This is a genomic window from Trujillonella endophytica (genome assembly GCF_900110555.1).
Lineage (GTDB): Bacteria > Actinomycetota > Actinomycetes > Mycobacteriales > Geodermatophilaceae > Trujillonella > Trujillonella endophytica.
The window spans coordinates 114,272-131,683 of record NZ_FOEE01000012.1 but is presented as its reverse complement, the minus strand read 5'-3'; the positions used below and the strand labels follow the sequence as shown (position 1 = coordinate 131,683).

Annotated in this window: 14 protein-coding genes; 12 read left to right on the top strand and 2 right to left on the bottom strand. The window is 75.5% G+C overall.

Going from position 1 to position 17,412, the window contains the following annotated elements; genetic code table 11:
• Positions 1–93: 93 nt before the first annotated feature.
• From BMY88_RS17850 to BMY88_RS17835, 4 genes are all read left to right on the top strand, one after another.
• The gene (locus BMY88_RS17850; protein ID WP_091946640.1) at positions 94–1,632 is read left to right on the top strand and encodes an aldehyde dehydrogenase family protein; all 1,539 of its coding nucleotides are present in this window, start codon (positions 94–96) and stop codon (positions 1,630–1,632) included.
• A complete protein-coding gene (locus BMY88_RS17845; RefSeq protein ID WP_091946638.1) occupies positions 1,632–3,257 on the top strand; it encodes a GMC family oxidoreductase in 1,626 nt (541 codons plus the stop codon). The genes BMY88_RS17850 and BMY88_RS17845 overlap by 1 nt, the downstream gene beginning before the upstream one ends.
• A gap of 104 nt (positions 3,258–3,361) precedes the next feature.
• Positions 3,362–4,345 carry an ATP-binding cassette domain-containing protein gene (locus BMY88_RS17840; protein ID WP_091946636.1) on the top strand — a complete coding sequence of 328 codons (984 nt, stop codon included), beginning with the start codon at positions 3,362–3,364 and terminating at the stop codon, positions 4,343–4,345.
• Complete coding sequence (locus BMY88_RS17835; RefSeq protein ID WP_091946634.1) at positions 4,342–5,187, top strand: ABC transporter permease; 846 nt, start codon at positions 4,342–4,344, stop codon at positions 5,185–5,187. Before BMY88_RS17840 ends, BMY88_RS17835 begins: the two co-directional genes overlap by 4 nt.
• A gap of 6 nt (positions 5,188–5,193) precedes the next feature.
• Here BMY88_RS17835 and BMY88_RS17830 read toward each other — a convergent pair whose 3' ends face one another.
• Positions 5,194–6,501 carry an MFS transporter gene (locus tag BMY88_RS17830; protein ID WP_170861164.1) on the bottom strand — a complete coding sequence of 436 codons (1,308 nt, stop codon included), beginning with the start codon at positions 6,499–6,501 and terminating at the stop codon, positions 5,194–5,196.
• 71 nt (positions 6,502–6,572) lie between these two features.
• On the opposite strand from BMY88_RS17830, the gene BMY88_RS17825 reads away from it, so the two are divergent.
• From BMY88_RS17825 to BMY88_RS17790, 8 genes are all read left to right on the top strand, one after another.
• Positions 6,573–7,643 carry a GlxA family transcriptional regulator gene (locus BMY88_RS17825; protein ID WP_091946630.1) on the top strand — a complete coding sequence of 357 codons (1,071 nt, stop codon included), beginning with the start codon at positions 6,573–6,575 and terminating at the stop codon, positions 7,641–7,643.
• 106 nt (positions 7,644–7,749) lie between these two features.
• A complete protein-coding gene (locus BMY88_RS17820; protein ID WP_244524767.1) occupies positions 7,750–9,447 on the top strand; it encodes a DEAD/DEAH box helicase in 1,698 nt (565 codons plus the stop codon).
• A gap of 116 nt (positions 9,448–9,563) precedes the next feature.
• The gene (locus tag BMY88_RS17815) at positions 9,564–10,076 is read left to right on the top strand and encodes a hypothetical protein (protein ID WP_091946628.1); all 513 of its coding nucleotides are present in this window, start codon (positions 9,564–9,566) and stop codon (positions 10,074–10,076) included.
• Between the two features lie 134 nt (positions 10,077–10,210).
• A complete protein-coding gene (locus BMY88_RS17810) occupies positions 10,211–10,714 on the top strand; it encodes a cupredoxin domain-containing protein (protein ID WP_170861162.1) in 504 nt (167 codons plus the stop codon).
• Complete coding sequence (locus tag BMY88_RS17805) at positions 10,711–11,145, top strand: hypothetical protein (RefSeq protein ID WP_091946626.1); 435 nt, start codon at positions 10,711–10,713, stop codon at positions 11,143–11,145. The genes BMY88_RS17810 and BMY88_RS17805 overlap by 4 nt, the downstream gene beginning before the upstream one ends.
• 230 nt (positions 11,146–11,375) lie before the next feature.
• Positions 11,376–12,818, top strand: coding sequence for an NAD(P)/FAD-dependent oxidoreductase (locus BMY88_RS17800; protein WP_091946623.1), 1,443 nt, complete (start codon positions 11,376–11,378; stop codon positions 12,816–12,818).
• 111 nt (positions 12,819–12,929) lie between these two features.
• Positions 12,930–13,865 (top strand): S1C family serine protease, encoded by a 936-nt coding sequence (locus BMY88_RS17795; protein ID WP_244524766.1) that lies wholly within the window; start codon positions 12,930–12,932, stop codon positions 13,863–13,865.
• 104 nt (positions 13,866–13,969) lie between these two features.
• Positions 13,970–14,896: a GGDEF domain-containing protein gene (locus tag BMY88_RS17790; RefSeq protein WP_091946618.1), complete on the top strand. Its 927-nt coding sequence runs from the start codon at positions 13,970–13,972 to the stop codon at positions 14,894–14,896.
• A gap of 1,348 nt (positions 14,897–16,244) precedes the next feature.
• Here the strand turns inward: BMY88_RS17790 and BMY88_RS17775 are convergent.
• The gene (locus tag BMY88_RS17775) at positions 16,245–17,366 is read right to left on the bottom strand and encodes a helix-turn-helix transcriptional regulator (protein WP_091946609.1); all 1,122 of its coding nucleotides are present in this window, start codon (positions 17,364–17,366) and stop codon (positions 16,245–16,247) included.
• Between the last annotated feature and the right edge of the window lie 46 nt (positions 17,367–17,412).

The window sequence follows — 17,412 nt, the reverse complement described above, 5'->3', positions numbered from 1 at the left end:
GAGACGGACCGGAGTGTTGTTGCCCCACCCCCGGGCTGTCCACCCGCCGGGCTCGGGCTACGCGCCGGTAACTTCGGCGGTAGCGTGCGAGCCATGTCGCTCGCCGAGCAGCTGGACACCGTCACCGCGTCCACCGCGGGCACGGTCGACCGGCACGCCACCGCCCAGACGTTCGAGTCCACGAACCCCGCCACCGGCGCGGTGGTCGGGGTCTTCCCCGTCCACGACGCCGCCGCGGTCGCGGAGACGGTCGAGCAGGCCCGCGCCGCGGCCCTCGCCTGGGCCGACCTCGGACACGACGGCCGCCGGGCCCGGCTGACCGCGTTCCGCGGCTACCTGGCCCGGCGCATGCACGAGCTGGCCGACCTCGTGCACCGGGAGAACGGCAAGCCCCACGCGGACGCGATCCTCGAGATCACGCTGGCGATCGACCACCTCGCCTGGGCCGGCAGCCACGCCCGCAAGGTGCTGGGTCCGCGCCGGGTCCCGGCCGGGCTGCTGGCCGCCAACCACACCGCCCACCTGGAGTACCGGCCCCTCGGCGTGGTCGGCGTCATCGGGCCGTGGAACTACCCCGTGTTCACGCCGATGGGCTCGATCGCCTACGCGCTCGCCGCCGGCAACGCCGTCGTCTTCAAGCCGTCGGAGCACACGCCGGCCGTCGGCGCGTGGCTCGCCGCCGCCTGGCGCGCCGCCGTCCCGGATGCGGCCGACGCCTTCCAGGTCGTCACCGGCGACGGCTCGACCGGCGCCGCGCTGTGCCGCGCCGGCGTCGGGAAGCTGGCCTTCACCGGCTCCGCGCCCACCGGCCGGAAGGTCATGGCCGCCTGCGCCGAGACCCTCACGCCGGTGCTGATGGAGCTCGGCGGCAAGGACGCGATGATCGTCGACGACGACGCCGACGTGGCGGCCGCGGCCGACGCCGCCGTCTGGGGCGCGATGAGCAACGCGGGGCAGACCTGCATCGGCATCGAGCGGGTCTACGCGACCGAGGCCGTCTACGACCGCTTCGTCGCCGAGGTCACCGCGAAGGCCCGCGACCTGCGCCCGGGCTCCGACGACGACGCCGCCTACGGGCCGATGACGATGGCCTCGCAGGCCGACGTCGTCCGCCGGCACCTGGACGACGCCACGGCCGCCGGGGGGCGGGTCCTGGTCGGCGGCACCGTGGACGGCCGCTACGTCTCCCCCACCGTGATCGTCGACGCCCCCGAGACCTCCGCCGCGGTGTGCGAGGAGACCTTCGGGCCGACGATCACCATCGCGAAGGTGCGCGACGCCGAGGAGGCCCTGGAGCGCACCAACGCCAACGCGCACGGGCTGGCCGGCGCGGTCTACTCGGGGTCGCGGGCCCGCGCGATGGACCTGGCCCGCCGGATGCGCAGCGGCATGACCTCGATCAACTCGGTCCTCACCTTCGCGTCGGTGCCCGCGCTGCCGTTCGGCGGCGTCGGCGAGAGCGGGTTCGGCCGCATCCACGGCGAGGACGGGCTCAAGGAGTTCACCCGCGCCAAGGCGATCACCCGCAAGCGGTTCTCCCTGCCGGTGGACCTGATGAGCTTCGGCCGCCCCGCGCAGGCCACCGACGCGCTCGCCCGGGTGATGGGGATCGTCCACGGGCGGCACCGCTGATGGGGGCGGTCGACGAGGTGCAGGAGTACGACGTCGTCGTCGTCGGGGCCGGCTCCGCGGGCTGCGCGCTCGCCGGGCGGCTGACCGAGGACCCCTCGCTGCGGGTGCTGCTGCTGGAGGCCGGCGGGTCCGACGACGTCCTCGAGGTGCAGATCCCGGCGGCGCTGTACAAGGTCTGGCGCACCCGGCGGGACTGGAACTACACGACCGAGCCGCAGCCGGGCCTCGGCGGGCGGCGGCTGTTCTGGCCGCGCGGCAAGCTGCTGGGCGGGTCCTCGTCGATCAACGCGATGATCTACATCCGCGGCGCCGCCGCCGACTACGACGAGTGGGCGCAGCTGACCGGCGACCCCTCCTGGTCGTTCGAGTCCGTGCTGCCGCTGTTCCGGCGGATGGAGGACAACGCCCGCGGAGCGGACCGCTTCCACGGCACCGGCGGCCCGCTGCGCGTGGAGGACCCGCGGTCGCCGCACGTGTGGTCCCGGGCGGCCGTCGAGTCCGCGGTCGCCGCCGGCCATCCGCGCAACTCCGACTTCAACGGCGCCCGGCAGGAGGGCGCGGGCCTCTACCAGCTCACCCAGCGGCGGGGGCGGCGCTGGTCGGCGGCCGACGCCTACCTGCACCCGGTCGTGGACCGGCCCAACCTCACCGTCGTGACCGGCGCGCCGACCACCCGCGTGCTGGTCTCCGGCGGCCGGGCGACCGGCGTCGAGTACCGCCGCGGCGGCCGGCTGCACACCGCGCACGCCGCGGCCGAGGTGGTGCTGGCCGGTGGCGCGGTGAACTCCCCGCAGCTGCTCCTGCTGTCGGGCATCGGGCCGGCCGACCACCTGCGCGAGGTCGGCGTCGACGTCGTGCACGACCTGCCCGGCGTGGGCGGCGGGCTGCAGGACCACCCGCTCGTGCCGGTCATCTGGCACACCCGCGGCGGGAAGTCGCTGTTCCGCGCGGAGTCGCCGTCGGGCTACGCGAAGTGGTTCGGCGCCCGCCGCGGGCCGCTGACCTCGAACCTCGCCGAGGCCGGCCTGTTCGCGCGCTCCCGGCCCGAGCTGGACGAACCCGACCTGCAGTACCACTTCCTCCCGGTCAAGTTCTGGCGGCAGGCGGAGGTCGACCCCGATGTCGACGCGTTCACCGCCGCCTCCGTGCTGGTGCGGGTGCACTCGCGGGGCTCGGTGCGGCTGCGTTCGGCGGACCCGGCGTGGGCCCCGGCCATCGACGCGGGCTACCTCACCGACCCCCGCGACCTGGACGCGCTCGTGAGCGGCGTCGAGCAGGCGCGCGAGATCGCCGCGACCGGGCCACTCGCCGACGTCCTGGGCGAGGAGTGGTCCCCCGGCCCGGCGGCGCGCACCCCCGAGCAGCTGCGGCAGTCGGTGCGCGACACCCTCGAGTCGCTCTACCACCCGGTGTCCTCCTGCCGGATGGGCACCGACGACCGGGCCGTCGTCGACCCGCAGCTGCGCGTGCACGGCATCGACGGGCTGCGCGTGGTCGACGCCTCGGTGATGCCGACGCTGGTCCGGGGCAACACCAACGCACCGACGATCATGATCGCCGAGCGGGCCGCGGACCTCATCGCCGGCCGCACCGCCGACCCCGCCCCGGCGGCCGCGGTCGGGTGACCTGAAATCGCTTGCCCTCGGGTGCACTCGAGGGCGCATCCTGGGCGCATGCCCCCGCTGACCGACCCCGTGGCCCCACCGGCCGGCCTCCGGCAGGCGGCGACGTGACCGTCGCCCCGGCGGTCGAGGCCGTCGAGCTGGCCAAGCACTTCGGAGCCAACCGCGCGGTCGACGGCGTGAGCTTCGTCGTCCCCAGCGGCACGGTCCTCGGCCTGCTGGGCCCCAACGGTGCCGGCAAGACGACGCTCGTCCGGATGCTGACCACCCTCAGCGTGCCGACCAGCGGAACGGGCCGGGTCGCCGGCTTCGACATCCGCGAGCAACCCAACGACGTCCGTCGCAGCATGGGCCTCACGGGGCAGGCGGCCACGGTCGACGAGATCCTCACCGGTCGCGAGAACCTCAAGCTGATCGGCGGCCTCTACGGGCTGTCCCGGAAGTACGTCCGCGAGACCACGGAGTACCTCTTCGACCGCTTCGACCTCACCGCCGCCGCCGACCGCGCGGCGAAGACGTACTCCGGGGGCATGCGGCGCCGCCTCGACCTCGCGGTGAGCCTGCTGGCCGCGCCGCCCATCCTGTTCCTGGACGAGCCCACCACCGGGCTGGACCCGCACAGCCGCTCGGGCCTGTGGGAGGTGCTGCGCGACCTCGTGCGCGAGGGCACCACGCTGGTGCTCACGACGCAGTACCTGGAGGAGGCCGACCACCTCGCCGACGAGATCGTCGTCGTGGACAAGGGGCGGGTGATCGCCGCCGGTACGCCCACGCAGCTCAAGGACCGGGCCGGCCAGGCCAGCGTCGTCGTGACCCTGACCTCGGCGGCGGACCTCGACGACGCCGCGGAGCTCATGCGGTCGCAGTCGCCGGAGGTGCACGTCGAGCCGGGCAGTCGGAGGCTGACGGCCAAGGCCGACGGGCTGGGGGACATGACCCGGATCGCCGCCGTCTTCGAGTCCAGCGGCATCGCCATCGACGACCTGGGGCTGGCCCGGCCGAGCCTGGACGACGTGTTCCTGCACCTGACCGGCCACCGGGCCGAGGTGCTGCCCGGAGCTGACCCGACGACGCAGGGAGTTCCCCAGTGACCGCCACCGAGATCGCCCCGGCGCCCCGGAGGATCCGGCCCGAGATCTCCCCGCCGACGCTGCTGCGGGCCTCGGCGACGATCGTCTGGCGCAATCTCGTGCACATCCGGCGGATGCCGGAGATGCTGCTCGACGTCACCGTGCAGTCGGTGATGTTCGTGCTGCTGTTCGCCTACGTCTTCGGCGGGGCGATCGCGGTGGCGGGCACCGACTACAAGGAGTTCCTGCTCCCCGGGATCATGGTGCAGACCATGGTCTTCTCCGCCGCGATCGTGGCCATGGGACTCACCAGTGACCTCCAGAAGGGGATCGTCGACCGGTTCAAGTCCCTGCCCATCCCCCGCTCGGCGGTCCTGGTCGGGCGGAGCATCTCCAGCCTGATCCACTCCAGCATCGGCGTGGCCGTGATGGCGGTGACCGGCCTGCTCATCGGCTGGCGGATGCGCAACGGCCTGCTCGACGCCGCGCTGGCCTTCCTCCTGCTGCTCCTCTTCGGGTTCGCCGTCATCTGGCTGGGCATCTGGGTCGGCTCGCTGATGCGGACGGTCGAGGCCGTGCAGGGCTTCATGTTCACCGTGATGTTCCCGCTGACCTTCGTGGCCAACACGTTCGCGCCCCCGGAGAGCATGCCGTCCTGGCTGCGCGCCATCGCCGAGTGGAATCCGGTCTCGGCCGTGACCCAGGCCTGCCGCGAGCTCTGGGGCAACGGCCTGCCCGCGTCGGCGGACGCCGCCTGGCCGCTGCAGCATCCCGTCCTCATGTCGATCGCGTGGTCGCTGGTGCTGACGGCGGTCTTCGCGCCGCTCGCCGTCTCGGCCTTCCGCCGCCGCTCCCGGGACTGATCCGGGCTAGGCACCCGGCGGGGTGCCGCGGGCGATCGACACCGACATCAGGGCCGCGGCCAGGCACAGCCCGCCGGCCAGGACCCACGCGAGGTCGTAGGAACCGGTCACGTCGCGGATCACGCCCCCGCCGAAGGCCGCGAACGCCGCGCCGAGCTGGTGGGACGCGAACACCCAGCCGAAGACGACGGGGGCGCGGCCGCCGAAGTGCTCCCGGCACAGCGCGAGCGTCGGCGGCACCGTGGCCACCCAGTCCAGGCCGTAGAAGACGATGAACACGACCATGCTGGCCTGCAGGTCCGGCCCGAACAGCGCCGGCAGCAGGAACAGCGAGGCCCCGCGCAGCCCGTAGTAGGCCAGCAGCAGCAGGCGCGGGTCCATCCGGTCGGTGAGCCAGCCGGAGAAGATCGTCCCGGCGATGTCGAAGATCCCCACGACGGCGAGCAGCCCGGCCGCGGTCGTCACCGGCATGCCGTGGTCGTGCGCGGCCGGGATGAAGTGCGGCTGCACCAGCCCGTTGGTCGACAGGCCGCAGATGAAGAACCCGCCGGCGAGCAGCCAGAAGGCCCGCGACCGCGCCGCCACCTGCAGCCCCAGGACGGCGGTGCGCGCGGCGCCGGCGCGGACCGGGTCCACGTCGTCGGCCGCCGTGCCGCCGTACGGCACGGCCCCGACGTCGCGCGGGCGGTCCCGCAGCAGCCACGCCACCAGGGGGACGACGGCCAGCGCGGCGGCCGTGGTGCCCAGCGACGCCGCCCGCCACCCCCAGTTCGCGTCGATCCAGGCCACCAGCGGCAGGAAGACCAGCTGACCGGCGGCGCCGCCGGCGGTGAGGACGCCGGACACCAGCCCGCGGCGGGCGACGAACCAGCGCCCGGTCACGGTCGCGACCAGCGACAGCGCCATCGACCCGGTGCCCAGCCCGACCAGCACGCCCCACAGGAGCACCAGCTGCCAGCTCGCCGTCATGAACACGGTCAGGCCGCTGCCGAGCGCGACGACCAGCAGCGCGAGCACGACCACCCGGCGGATGCCGAACCGCTCCATGAGCGCGGCGGCGAACGGCGCGGTGAGCCCGTAGAGCGCCATGTTCACCGCGACGGCGGCCGAGATGGTCGACACCGACCAGCCGAACTCGTCGCGCAGCGGGTCGATGAGCACGCCCGGCACCGCGCGGAAGGCCGCCGCGCCCACCAGCGCCAGGAAGGTCACCGCGGCGACCCACCACGCCGGGTGGATGCGCCGGGCCGCCGCGGCCCGGACGGTCGGCGGCGTGGAGGGCGGGCCGGAGGACGGCGCCGCGGTGGTCGTCACGGCGGACAGCCTCCCCGACGCCCGGCCCCGGCACGAGTGGCCCGACGGCCAACATGTGTCAGGATCCGGCCATGCCCCGATCCCGTGCCGAGGACCCCGAGCGGCACGAGGTCGTCGTCCTCGCCCTGCCGAACTGCATCGCCTTCGAGCTCGGGCTCCCCCACCGACTGCTGGGGTCGGCGGTCGACGCGGCCGAGCGCCCGCTGTACCGGGTCCGGGTCGCCACGCTCGACGGCGGCCCCGTGCGCACCTCGGCCGGCTTCCGCGTGCTGCCCGAGCACGACGCCTCGGTGCTGGAGACCGCGCGCACCGTCGTCGTCCCCGGGGTGTTCGGCGGCCCGGCCATGACCGAGGGCCGGGTGCCCCCCGAGCTCGCCGAGGCCCTGCGCGGCGCCGCGGCCGGGGGCGCCCGCCTGGTCTCCATCTGCACCGGCGCCTTCGTGCTGGCCGCGGCCGGGCTGCTGGACGGCCGGCCGGCCACCACGCACTGGATGCACGCCGAGGCCTTCCGCCGGAACTTCCCGACCGTGCGGTTGGACGCCGGCGTGCTGTTCGTCGACGACGGCGACGTGCTCACCTCCGCCGGCAACGCCGCCGGCATCGACCTGCTGCTGCACCTGGTCCGCCGCGACCACGGTGGCGAGGTGGCCAACCGGGCGGCGCGGCGCAACGTCGTCGCGCCGTGGCGGGAGGGTGGCCAGGCGCAGTTCGTCGAGCGCCCGCTGCCCGAGTCCGGCGGGGCGGGCACGGCCGCGACCCGCGCGTGGGCGGGTGAGCGCCTGGGCGAGCCGCTCACCCTGGCCGACCTCGCCGCGCACGCCCGGATGAGCGTGCGGACCTTCACCCGCCGCTTCCGGGAGGAGACCGGCATCTCGCCGCTGCGCTGGCTGGCCGCCCAGCGCCTGGCCCTGGCCCGGCAGCTGCTGGAGTCCACCGACGCCTCCGTCGACCGGGTCGCCGCCGACGCCGGCTTCGGCACCCCCGCCTCGCTGCGCCAGCACCTGCGGGCGGCGATCGGCGTCGCCCCCGGGGCCTACCGGCGCAGCTACCGCGGCACCGGCCGGGGCGGGCCCTCCTCACCCGATGTGACCGGACACTCCCCCCTCGGTGGGCAGTCCGCGGCCCTGCGTCTGGTTGAGTAAGGAGACCGGCGCCGATCCGCTGCCCATCCGGGGTAGTGCGGATGCGACGTCGGGCTGAGGCTGCGCCACCGAGGTGCGCCCGGCTGTCCGACGTCCCGCTGACGACGTGCGCGCTGCCCTGCTCCCCGAGCAGACGAGCCGGCACGCGCCGATCGCCGGGTGCTCGTGCGGCCACTCGATCGTCGAGGAAGTCGTCCTGATGAGCTCCGCCCAGAACACCCCTGCCCCCGCCGGTCCCACCGGCGACGGCCGCCCCCGCCGTTCCCGCGGCGGCCGCGGCCGCGGCACCCGCCCCGCCGGCGACCAGGCGCAGACCGCGCAGACCGCGCAGTCCGCGCCGGCCGCCCGCCCGGCCGCGCCCGTCGTCGTCCCCGTCGGGGCCGACGCCACCGTGCTGCCCACCGACACCACGTTCGCCGCCCTCGGCGTGCCCGCCCCGATGGTCGAGGTGCTCACCGCCAGCGGCATCACCGCGCCGTTCCCGATCCAGGTCGCCACGCTGCCCGACAGCCTCGCCGGCCGGGACGTGCTCGGCCGCGGCCGCACGGGCTCGGGCAAGACCCTGGCCTTCAGCATCCCGCTGGTGGCCCGGCTCGCGGCGTCGGACAGCCGGCGGCAGCCCAAGCGCCCCCGCTCGCTGATCCTCGTGCCGACCCGTGAGCTGGCCAACCAGGTCGCCGCCGTCGTCGACCCGATGGCCCGCGCGCTCGGCATGAAGACCACCACGATCTTCGGCGGCGTCGGCCAGAACCCGCAGGTGCAGGCGCTGGCCGGCGGGCTCGACGTCGTCATCGCCTGCCCGGGCCGGCTCGAGGACCTGATCCAGCAGGGCCACTGCGACCTCGGCGCGATCGAGGTCACGATCCTCGACGAGGCCGACCACATGGCCGACCTCGGCTTCCTGCCCGGCGTCAAGAGGATCATGGACCGCACCCCGAAGGTCGGCCAGCGGATGCTCTTCTCCGCGACGCTGGACAACGGTGTCGACGTCCTGGTCCGGCGCTACCTGAGCAACCCGACGACGCACTCGGTCGACCCGGCCGTCGCGCCGGTGTCGACGATGACCCACCACGTCTTCCGCGTGGACGCCGCCGACAAGGCGCGGATCGTCCAGGAGCTGGCCTCCGGCCTCGGCCGGACCGTCCTGTTCACCCGCACCAAGCACCAGGCCAAGAAGCTGGCCAAGCAGCTCACCGCCGCCGGCGTGCCCGCCGTCGACCTGCACGGCAACCTGAGCCAGAACGCCCGCGAGCGCAACCTCGAGGCGTTCAGCACCGGCGAGACCCGGGTGCTGTGCGCGACCGACATCGCCGCCCGCGGCATCCACGTCGACGACGTGGCGATCGTCGTGCACGTGGACCCGCCGGCCGAGCACAAGGCCTACCTGCACCGCTCGGGCCGCACCGCGCGGGCCGGGGCCGAGGGCGCGGTCGTCACCATCGCCACCCCGGACCAGGCCGGCGAGGTGCGCACGCTCGCCCGCCAGGCCGGGATCACCCCCGAGGTCTCGGCGATCAAGCCCGGCGCGCGGGAGATCACCGCGCTCACCGGCCCGGCCGCGCCCTACGTCGAGCCGGCCCCCGCGCCGGCACCGCAGCCGCAGGGCAGCGGGACCGGCCGTCGTCGTCGCTCCGGTGGCGGCGGCGCGACCGCCGGCAGCGGCTCGGCCGCACCGGCGTCCGGGAGCCGCGGCGGCGGCAGCCGCACCGCCGGCCCCGCGCGGACCCGCGCCGAGCTCGCCGCGCGCGCCGGCACCCACTCGCCGTCGTCGTTCAGCGGTCGCTCCCGCCGCGGCTCCCGCTGACCGATCGGGTCGACCCTCCGGCGCCCGGCGCCGGAGGGTTGACCCGCGCCGGGGAGGGCACTGGACCGGGCGACCGGGGCCGGCCGGCCCTCCCCTGCGACGAACGAGGTGTCCCCATGGGTCTGCCCATCACCCTGGCCGAGATCGGCCCGCGGCTGTCCGCCGGCGCGTTCATCCTCAACAGCGGCCTCGGCAAGCGCGGGGCCGACGCGGAGGCCGCGGCCGGGCTGCACGGCTTCGCGTCGGGCACCTACCCCTTCCTGAAGGGGATCGCCCCGGAGCAGTTCGCCAAGGGCCTGGCGGCCACCGAGATCGGCATCGGCGCCGCGCTGCTCACCCCCTTCGTGCCCACGTTCGTCGCGGGCGCGCTGCTCACCGGCTTCTCCGGCGGCCTGCTCGGCCTCTACCTGAAGACGCCGGGCATGCGGAAGGAGGGCAGCCTCGCGCCGACCCCGGAGGGGCTGGCCGTCGCCAAGGACGTCTGGCTGCTCGGCATCGGCGTCGGGCTGATGACCCGCGGCGTGGTCGACCGCACCCCGCGGGTGACGGTGAAGAAGGCCCGCCGGTACGCGGACAGGCAGGCCAAGCAGGCCGCCCGCGAGGCGCGCCGGGCCGCCCGCGCGGCCTGACCCGCCCCCGGCCTCCCCGAGGTCACGGTTGCCTGGGAGATCCCTGGACGAGGGTTCCGGGAACTGCTTCAAGGTTGCAGGATCGCGGTGGAGGGGCGCTGCCCGGCGCCGCTCTGGCACGCGAGGAGGCCCCCGTGACCCGTCCGACCGGTTCCACCCCTCGAGTCCGCCGCGTGCGGGCCGGCATCCTCGCCGCCGCCCTCGGCCTGCTGGCCGCCTGCGGCGGCGGGGACGACGACGACGACGGCGGCTCCGCCGCGTCCGAGAGCAGCACCTCCGCCGCGTCGACGAGCGCGAGCGAGACCGCGAGCGGTGCACCCGGCGGCGGCGCGACGCAGAGCGGCTCGGAGGAGCAGCCCGCGGGCACCCTCGCCGTCACCTCCGTCGACTTCGACTTCGAGCTGCCGTCCACCGAGATCGCGGCCGGCGACTACACGATCGAGCTGACCAACGAGGGCAGCGGCACCCACGACCTCGTGGTGGAGCGCGACGGTGCCGACGTCGGCGGCACCGACACGATCGGCCCCGGCCAGACGACCTCGCTCACCGTCACGCTGGAGCCCGGCGAGTACGTCTTCTACTGCTCGGTCGGCAACCACCGCGCCATGGGCATGGAGGTGACGGTGACCGTCACATGACCGAGACCCTCGCGCAGAAGCGGGGCGGCGGCACCGCGACCGCGCTGCTGCGGCTGGCCGGCGCCGCGCTGCTGGCCGCGATCGCCGGCATCCACCTGTACCTCTGGCAGGACGGCTACGACTCCATCGACGTGATCGGCCCGGCGTTCCTGCTCCAGGCCGTCGTCGGCTTCGCCGGCGCGCTGCTCCTCGTGGTCGCCCCGCCGCGGATCCTGCCCGCCGCGGCGGTCCTGGGCGCGCTGTTCGCGGCCGGGTCGCTGGCGGCGATCCTGCTGTCCAGCGTGGAGCTGTTCGGCCGGGCCCCCGGCCTGTTCGACTTCGTCGAGTCCCCCGCGGCGGACCTGTGGGGCGAGACGGTCGTCGTCGAGGTGGCCGCGCTGGTGGTGCTCACCGTGCTCGCCGTCCTGACCCTCTCCCGCCGCCGGGCCTGACCTCCGCTGCCGTCCGCTGGGTCCGCGAGCCACGTCCGCCAGCACGACGGGGACCACTCGGGGAGCACACATCCCGCCGGTCCACCGGGGGCCCTGGCCGGGCGCGATCCGGCGAGATCCCGGACACACCCGCGTGAGGGACCGCGGGCGGGGTAGGAGTCCACCGTGACCCGAGTCGCCCCGGTCGGTGGCGGACGTCGCCCCAGTTCGAGTGGGAGGATGGAGTCGCCATGACGACATCACCAGAGGCCAGCTCCGCGGACCACACCGCCGCGGCGACCAGCACGTCCGGCCGACCCCGCGTCGTCATCGTCGGCTCGGGGTTCGGCGGCCTGTTCGCCGCCAAGGCGCTCAAGCGCGCTCCGGTCGACGTGACCGTCGTCGCCAAGACCAGCCACCACCTCTTCCAGCCGCTGCTGTACCAGGTGGCCACCGGGATCCTGTCGGAGGGCGAGATCGCCCCGGCCACGCGCGAGATCCTGCGCGGGCAGCGCAACGCCCGCGTGGTGCTCGGCGAGGTCACCGGGATCGACCTGGCGGCCCGGACGGTGACCTCCACGGTGCTGGGCCGCACCACCGTGCACCCCTACGACGAGCTGATCGTCGCCGCCGGCGCCGGCCAGTCCTACTTCGGCAACGACCACTTCGCCGAGTTCGCCCCCGGCATGAAGAGCATCGACGACGCGCTCGAGCTGCGCGGCCGGATCTTCGGCGCCTTCGAGCTGGCCGAGATCGCCACCTCGCAGCGGGAGATCGACCGGCTGATGACCTTCGTCGTCGTCGGCGCGGGCCCCACCGGCGTGGAGATGGCCGGCCAGATCGCCGAGCTCGCCCGCCGCACGCTGCGCAAGGACTTCCGCAACATCGACACCTCGCAGGCGCGGATCGTCCTGCTGGACGCCGCGCCCCAGGTGCTGCCCTCCTTCGGCGAGAAGCTGGGCGACCGCGCCCGCCGCCAGCTCAACGGCATGGGCGTGGAGGTGCAGCTGGGCGCCATGGTCACCGACGTCGACGCCGACGGCCTCGAGGTGAAGGACCCCGACGGCGTGATCCGCCGGATCCCCGCCGCCACGAAGATCTGGGCCGCGGGCGTGCAGGCCTCCGAGCTGGGCCGGGTGCTCGGCGAGCAGTCCGGGGCCGAGGTCGACCGCGCCGGCCGCATCGCGGTGCTGCCCGACCTCACGCTGCCCGGCCACCCCGAGGTCCACGTCGTCGGCGACATGATGGCGCTGGACAAGCTGCCCGGCGTCGCGCAGGTCGCCATCCAGGGCGGCCGGTACGCGGCGAAGTCCATCGTCGGCCGCCTCTCGGGCAAGCCGGCGCAGCCGCCGTTCCGCTACTTCGACAAGGGCTCGATGGCGACGATCTCCCGGTTCTCCGCGGTCGCCGACATCGGCCGGTTCAAGTTCGAGGGCTTCATCGCCTGGGTGCTGTGGCTCGTCGTGCACCTCATGTACATCGTCGGCTTCAAGAGCCGCATCACGACGGTCTTCCACTGGCTGATCAGCTTCCTGGGGCGCGGACGCTCGCAGCGGGTGGCCACGCAGCAGCAGGTCTACGGCCGGCTGGCACTGGAGCAGCTGGGGCCGGACTTCTCGGTCGCCAAGACCGGTGGCAGCAAGAAGCCGGCCGCAGCCGGCCCGGACGACGCCACGGCGCGCCGGTCCGCCTGAGCGGTCCCCCGCCCCGAGACCTCGTGTTCGCCCTCGGCGGAGCGGCGGCGCGAAAGCTCGGAAGCGGCGTTCACTGGAGGTCGTAAGCACGTAATCGACCCGGAGGCCGCCGTGGACCCGGACACCACCGCACTCGACGCGTACTCGGCCACGGTCACCGCCGTCGCCGCCGAGCTGGCCCCGCACGTCGCCGCCCTGCTGGTCCCCGGACCCCGCGGTCGCGGCGGCGCGGGCTCGGCGGTGGTGGTCCCGGGCGATCGGCTGCTCGTCACCAACGCCCACGTGGTGGGGCAGGGGCGCACGGCCCTCGCGCTGTTCTCCGACGGCTCGGAGAGCGAGGTGGACGTCGTCGGCGTCGACCCGCTGTCCGACCTCGCCGTGGTCCGCGCCCGCGCCGCGGTGCCCGCCCCCGCCGAGCTCGGCGACGCGGCCGGCCTGCGGGTGGGCCAGCTCGTCGTCGCGGTCGGCAACCCGCTCGGCCTCGCCGGCTCGGTGACCGCGGGGGTGGTCAGCGGCCTGGGTCGCTCGCTGCCCACCCGGGACGGCCGGGCGGCGCGGGTGGTGGAGGACGTCATCCAGACCGACGCCGCGCTCAACCCCGGCAACTCCGGGGGCGCCCTGGCCGACTCCGCCGGCCGGGTGGTCGGCATCAACACCGCGGTCGCCGGGTGGGGGCTGGGCCTCGCCGTGCCGGTCAACGAGACGACGCGGCGGATCGTCGCGACCCTGGTCGCCGACGGGCGTGTGCGGCGGGCCTACCTGGGCCTCGTCAGCAGCCCGGCACCGCTGCCGGCGGAGCTCGCCGCCCGGACCGGCCGCCGCCGGGGGCTGCGCGTGCTCGACGTCGTCCCGGGCTCCCCCGCGGACCGGGCCGGGCTGCACGCCGGCGATCTCGTGCTCGAGGCCGGCCGCGCGCCGGTGGCCGAGGCGCAGAGTCTGCAGCGCCTGCTGTTCGCCGAGGCCGTCGGCGTCCCCCTGCCCGTCACCGTGCACCGCAACGGCGCCATGGTCGACGTCGTCGCCGTCCCCACGGAGCTCACCGGCTGAACCGGGGATCGGTCCCGGCTCACCCCGTGGGGGTTGGTCGGGCCGCTCGTGGTGCAGCACCTCCCCGTCCCGGCCGATGCTGTCCGGGACGACAGGAGAAGGACGTGCACGGAGACCGGGCCACGGGCGTGGGCCTGCTCGCGCTGCTCTACGGCGTGAGCGGTCTGCTGTGCGCCGTCGGCGCGCTCTGGCCGATGCACCCGCACTCCCCCGTCGCCCTGCTCGCGGTCCTCGCCGTCGTCGGCGTCGGCGCCTCGGCGCTGCTGTGGCTCCGCCGGGCGGACCTCCCCGACCCGGGCGTGCACCTCGCGCTGGGCACCGTGAGCGCGCTCGTCGGCGCGCTCGCCTGGCAGTCCGTCACCGCCGCGGGCGTCGTCGGCCTCGGCCCGGCCATGGTCGCCGTCGGCGTCTTCACCGGCCACTTCCTGCCCCCGCGGGCGGCCCGCACCCACGTCGCGCTCCTGCTCACCTGGGCGACCGCGGGCGCCGTCGCCTCCGTGCCGGCCGGGCTCGCCGCGCCCTGGCTGACCACGGTGACCACGGTGGTCGTGCTGAGCGAGGCGCAGCTGCGCATGTCCGCCCAGCTGCGGCACGCCGCCGGCACCGATCCCCTGACGGGCGTCGCCAACCGCCGCAGCTGGGGCGCGGAGGCGGCGCGCGACCTGGCGCACGCGCAGCGCAGCGGTGAGCCGCTCACCGTCGCCGTCCTGGACCTGGACCACTTCAAGGCCGTCAACGACGAGGACGGCCACTCCGCCGGCGACGACCTGCTGCGCTCGCTGGCGCTGGCCTGGAGCCGGGAGCTGCGCGGCGCCGACCTGCTCGGCCGGCACGGCGGTGACGAGTTCGTGCTCTGCCTGCCCGGCACCGACGCCGCCGCCGGCCGCGAGCTGCTCGCCCGGCTGCACGCCGTCCACCCCGCGTCCTGGTCGGTGGGCACCGCCACCGTCCGCCCCGGCGACACCGTCGACGACCTGCTCCGGCGTGCCGACGCGGAGCTCTACCGGGCCAAGCGCGCCCGCACGGCCTGATCGCCGGACAGAGCCGAAGGGCCCTGTCCGGCCCCGTCGGGAGCCCGGCACCGTGGCAGCACGCCACGGGGTCCGGGGAGGTCGGACATGGCCGGGATCGTGATCTGCGGGGGCAGCGTCATCGGGCTGTGCGCGGGGATGATGCTCGCCCGCGACGGCCATGAGGTGACCGTCCTGGAGGGCGACCCCGACGGCGCGCCCGTGACCCCGGACGAGGCGTGGGCGGCGTGGCGGCGGCGCGGCGTGGCCCAGTTCCGCCAGCCGCACAACCTCTTCGCCCGCTTCCGCGAGGTCGCCGACCGGGAGCTGCCCGGCCTCACCGACCGGCTGCTCGCCGCGGGGTGCGTGTGGGTGGACTTCCTGGACCCGCTGCCCCCGTCGATCGCCGACCGCGCGCCCCGCCCCGGCGACGAACGGCTGCGTTTCATCACCGGCCGCCGTCCGGTGGTCGAGTCCGTGGTGGCGACGGCCGCGGCGGAGCAACCCGGCCTCACCGTGCGCCGCGGGGTGCGCGTGGCCGGCCTGGTCGCGGGCCCGTCCGCCGTCGCCGGGGTGCCGCACGTGACCGGCGTGCGGACGACGACCGGCGACGAGCTGCCCGCCGACCTCGTGGTCGACGCGACCGGCCGGCGCACGCCCGCCGCAGACTGGCTGACGGGCATCGGCGCGCGGCCACCGGAGGTGGAGGCCGAGGACCGCGGCTTCGTCTACTACACCCGGTATTTCACCGGCCCGCGGCGGCCGCCGCGGATGGGCCCGACGCTCATGCCGGCGGGCAGCATCTCCGTGCTCACCCTCGACGGCGACAACGACACCTGGTCGGTGACGCTGTTCGGGCTCTCCGGCGACGCCCCGCTCAAGCAGTTGCGCTCGCCCGACGCCTTCACCCGCGTCGTCTCCGCCCTCCCGCTGCAGGCCCACTGGCTGGACGGGGCCCCGCTGGACGGCGTCCTGGCGATGGCCGGGATCCTCGACTGCCACCGGAGCCTGGTCGTGGACGGCGACCCGATCGTCACCGGCTACCTCGCCGTCGGCGACGCCTGGGCGTGCACGAACCCCTCCGCCGGGCGCGGCCTGAGCGTGGGGCTCGTGCAGGCCCAGCTGCTGAGAACCGTGGTCGCGGCCCACCTCGGCGACCCGGCCACGCTTGCCACGGCCTTCGACGAGGGCATCCGGGCCGGGGTCGAGTACCTCTACCGGTCGCAGGTGGCCAACGACCGGTTCCGCGTCGCCGAGATGCGGGCGTGCGCCGAGGGGACGCCGCCGCCGCAGGCCGACCCGGTCTGGAGCACCGTGCAGGCCGTCGGGATGCAGGACGCCGACGTCTTCCGGGCGATGGTCGAGGTCATCAACTGCCTGGCCCCGGCGCGGGACGTGCTGGGCCGGCCGGAGATCGCCGAGAAGCTGGCCGGACCTCCGCCGGCGCCACCACCTCCGCCCCCGGGTCCCGACCGGAACCGGCTCCTGCAGCTGCTCGCGGACTGACCGCGGGGGACGGGTGCTCCGGCAGGACCGGCCGGCCCGCGGCGCGGACGAACCGCTCGCCCCAGGCGCGCGCCCGCTCCACCAGCTCCGGCGGTTCGACGACGGTGAAGTCCGCCTCCGCCGCCCCCAGCGCGAACAGGGCCCACTCCAGGGCGTCGGACTCCATCGACACCCGGCTGCCGCCCGCGCCGTCGTCGGTCACGGTCGCCCACCGGCCGATCCGCCGGCGGACGTCCTCCGCCGGCGCCGCCACCAGCGCGGTCACCGGCGTCCCCGGGCGCGCACCCAGACCGGCCTGCACGAACGCGACGGCGTCACCGGCCGGCAGCCGGCGGGGGGCGAACCGGGCGCCGGTCGCGTGCGGGCCGGTCAGCCGGTCCAGCCGGAAGCTGCGCCAGTCCCCGCGGCCGGTGTCGTAGGCGACGAGGTACCAGCGACGGCGCAGCGGGACCAGCCGGAACGGCTCGACCAGCCGCTCGCTGCGCTCGCCGCTCGCCGCGGTGTAGTCGAACGAGAGCCGGACGGTGTCCCGGCAGGCCTGCGCGACCGTCGTGAGGACGGCGGGGTCGACGGCGGTCTCTCCCCCGTGCCAGGGGACCGGAGCCGTGGCGGCGGCCAGCGCGTCGACGCGACGGCGCAGTCGCGGCGGCAGCACCGGCACGATCTTGGCCAGCGCCCGCACCGACGACTCCGCCATGCCCGCGACGGCTGCCTGCGCCGCGGCCTGCAGGCCGACGGTCAGCGCGACCGCCTCCTCGTCGTCGAGCACCAGGGGAGGCAGCGACGCCCCGGGCGCCAGCCGGTAGCCGCCGCCGACCCCCGGGCCTGCCTCCACCGGATAGCCGAGGTCGCGCAGCCGCTCGACGTCGCGGCGCAGGGTGCGCAACGAGACGCCCAGCCGGTCGGCGAGGTCCGAGCCGGCCCAGTGCCGGCGGTCCTGCATCAGGGAGAGCAGGCGCAGCGTGCGGTTCCCGGTGTCGGCCACGATTCCAGATTCTCCGCCATTGCGGTCAGCAACTGGCACCGATGAT

What these genes read in the sequence shown, in the direction of transcription:
- BMY88_RS17850 (WP_091946640.1), top strand. Translation starts at nt 94, where the DNA reads ATGTCGCTCGCCGAGCAGCTGGACACCGTCACCGCGTCCACCGCGGGC.
- BMY88_RS17845 (WP_091946638.1), top strand. Translation starts at nt 1,632, where the DNA reads ATGGGGGCGGTCGACGAGGTGCAGGAGTACGACGTCGTCGTCGTCGGG.
- BMY88_RS17825 (WP_091946630.1), top strand. Translation starts at nt 6,573, where the DNA reads ATGCCCCGATCCCGTGCCGAGGACCCCGAGCGGCACGAGGTCGTCGTC.
- BMY88_RS17815 (WP_091946628.1), top strand. Translation starts at nt 9,564, where the DNA reads ATGGGTCTGCCCATCACCCTGGCCGAGATCGGCCCGCGGCTGTCCGCC.
- BMY88_RS17805 (WP_091946626.1), top strand. Translation starts at nt 10,711, where the DNA reads ATGACCGAGACCCTCGCGCAGAAGCGGGGCGGCGGCACCGCGACCGCG.
- BMY88_RS17800 (WP_091946623.1), top strand. Translation starts at nt 11,376, where the DNA reads ATGACGACATCACCAGAGGCCAGCTCCGCGGACCACACCGCCGCGGCG.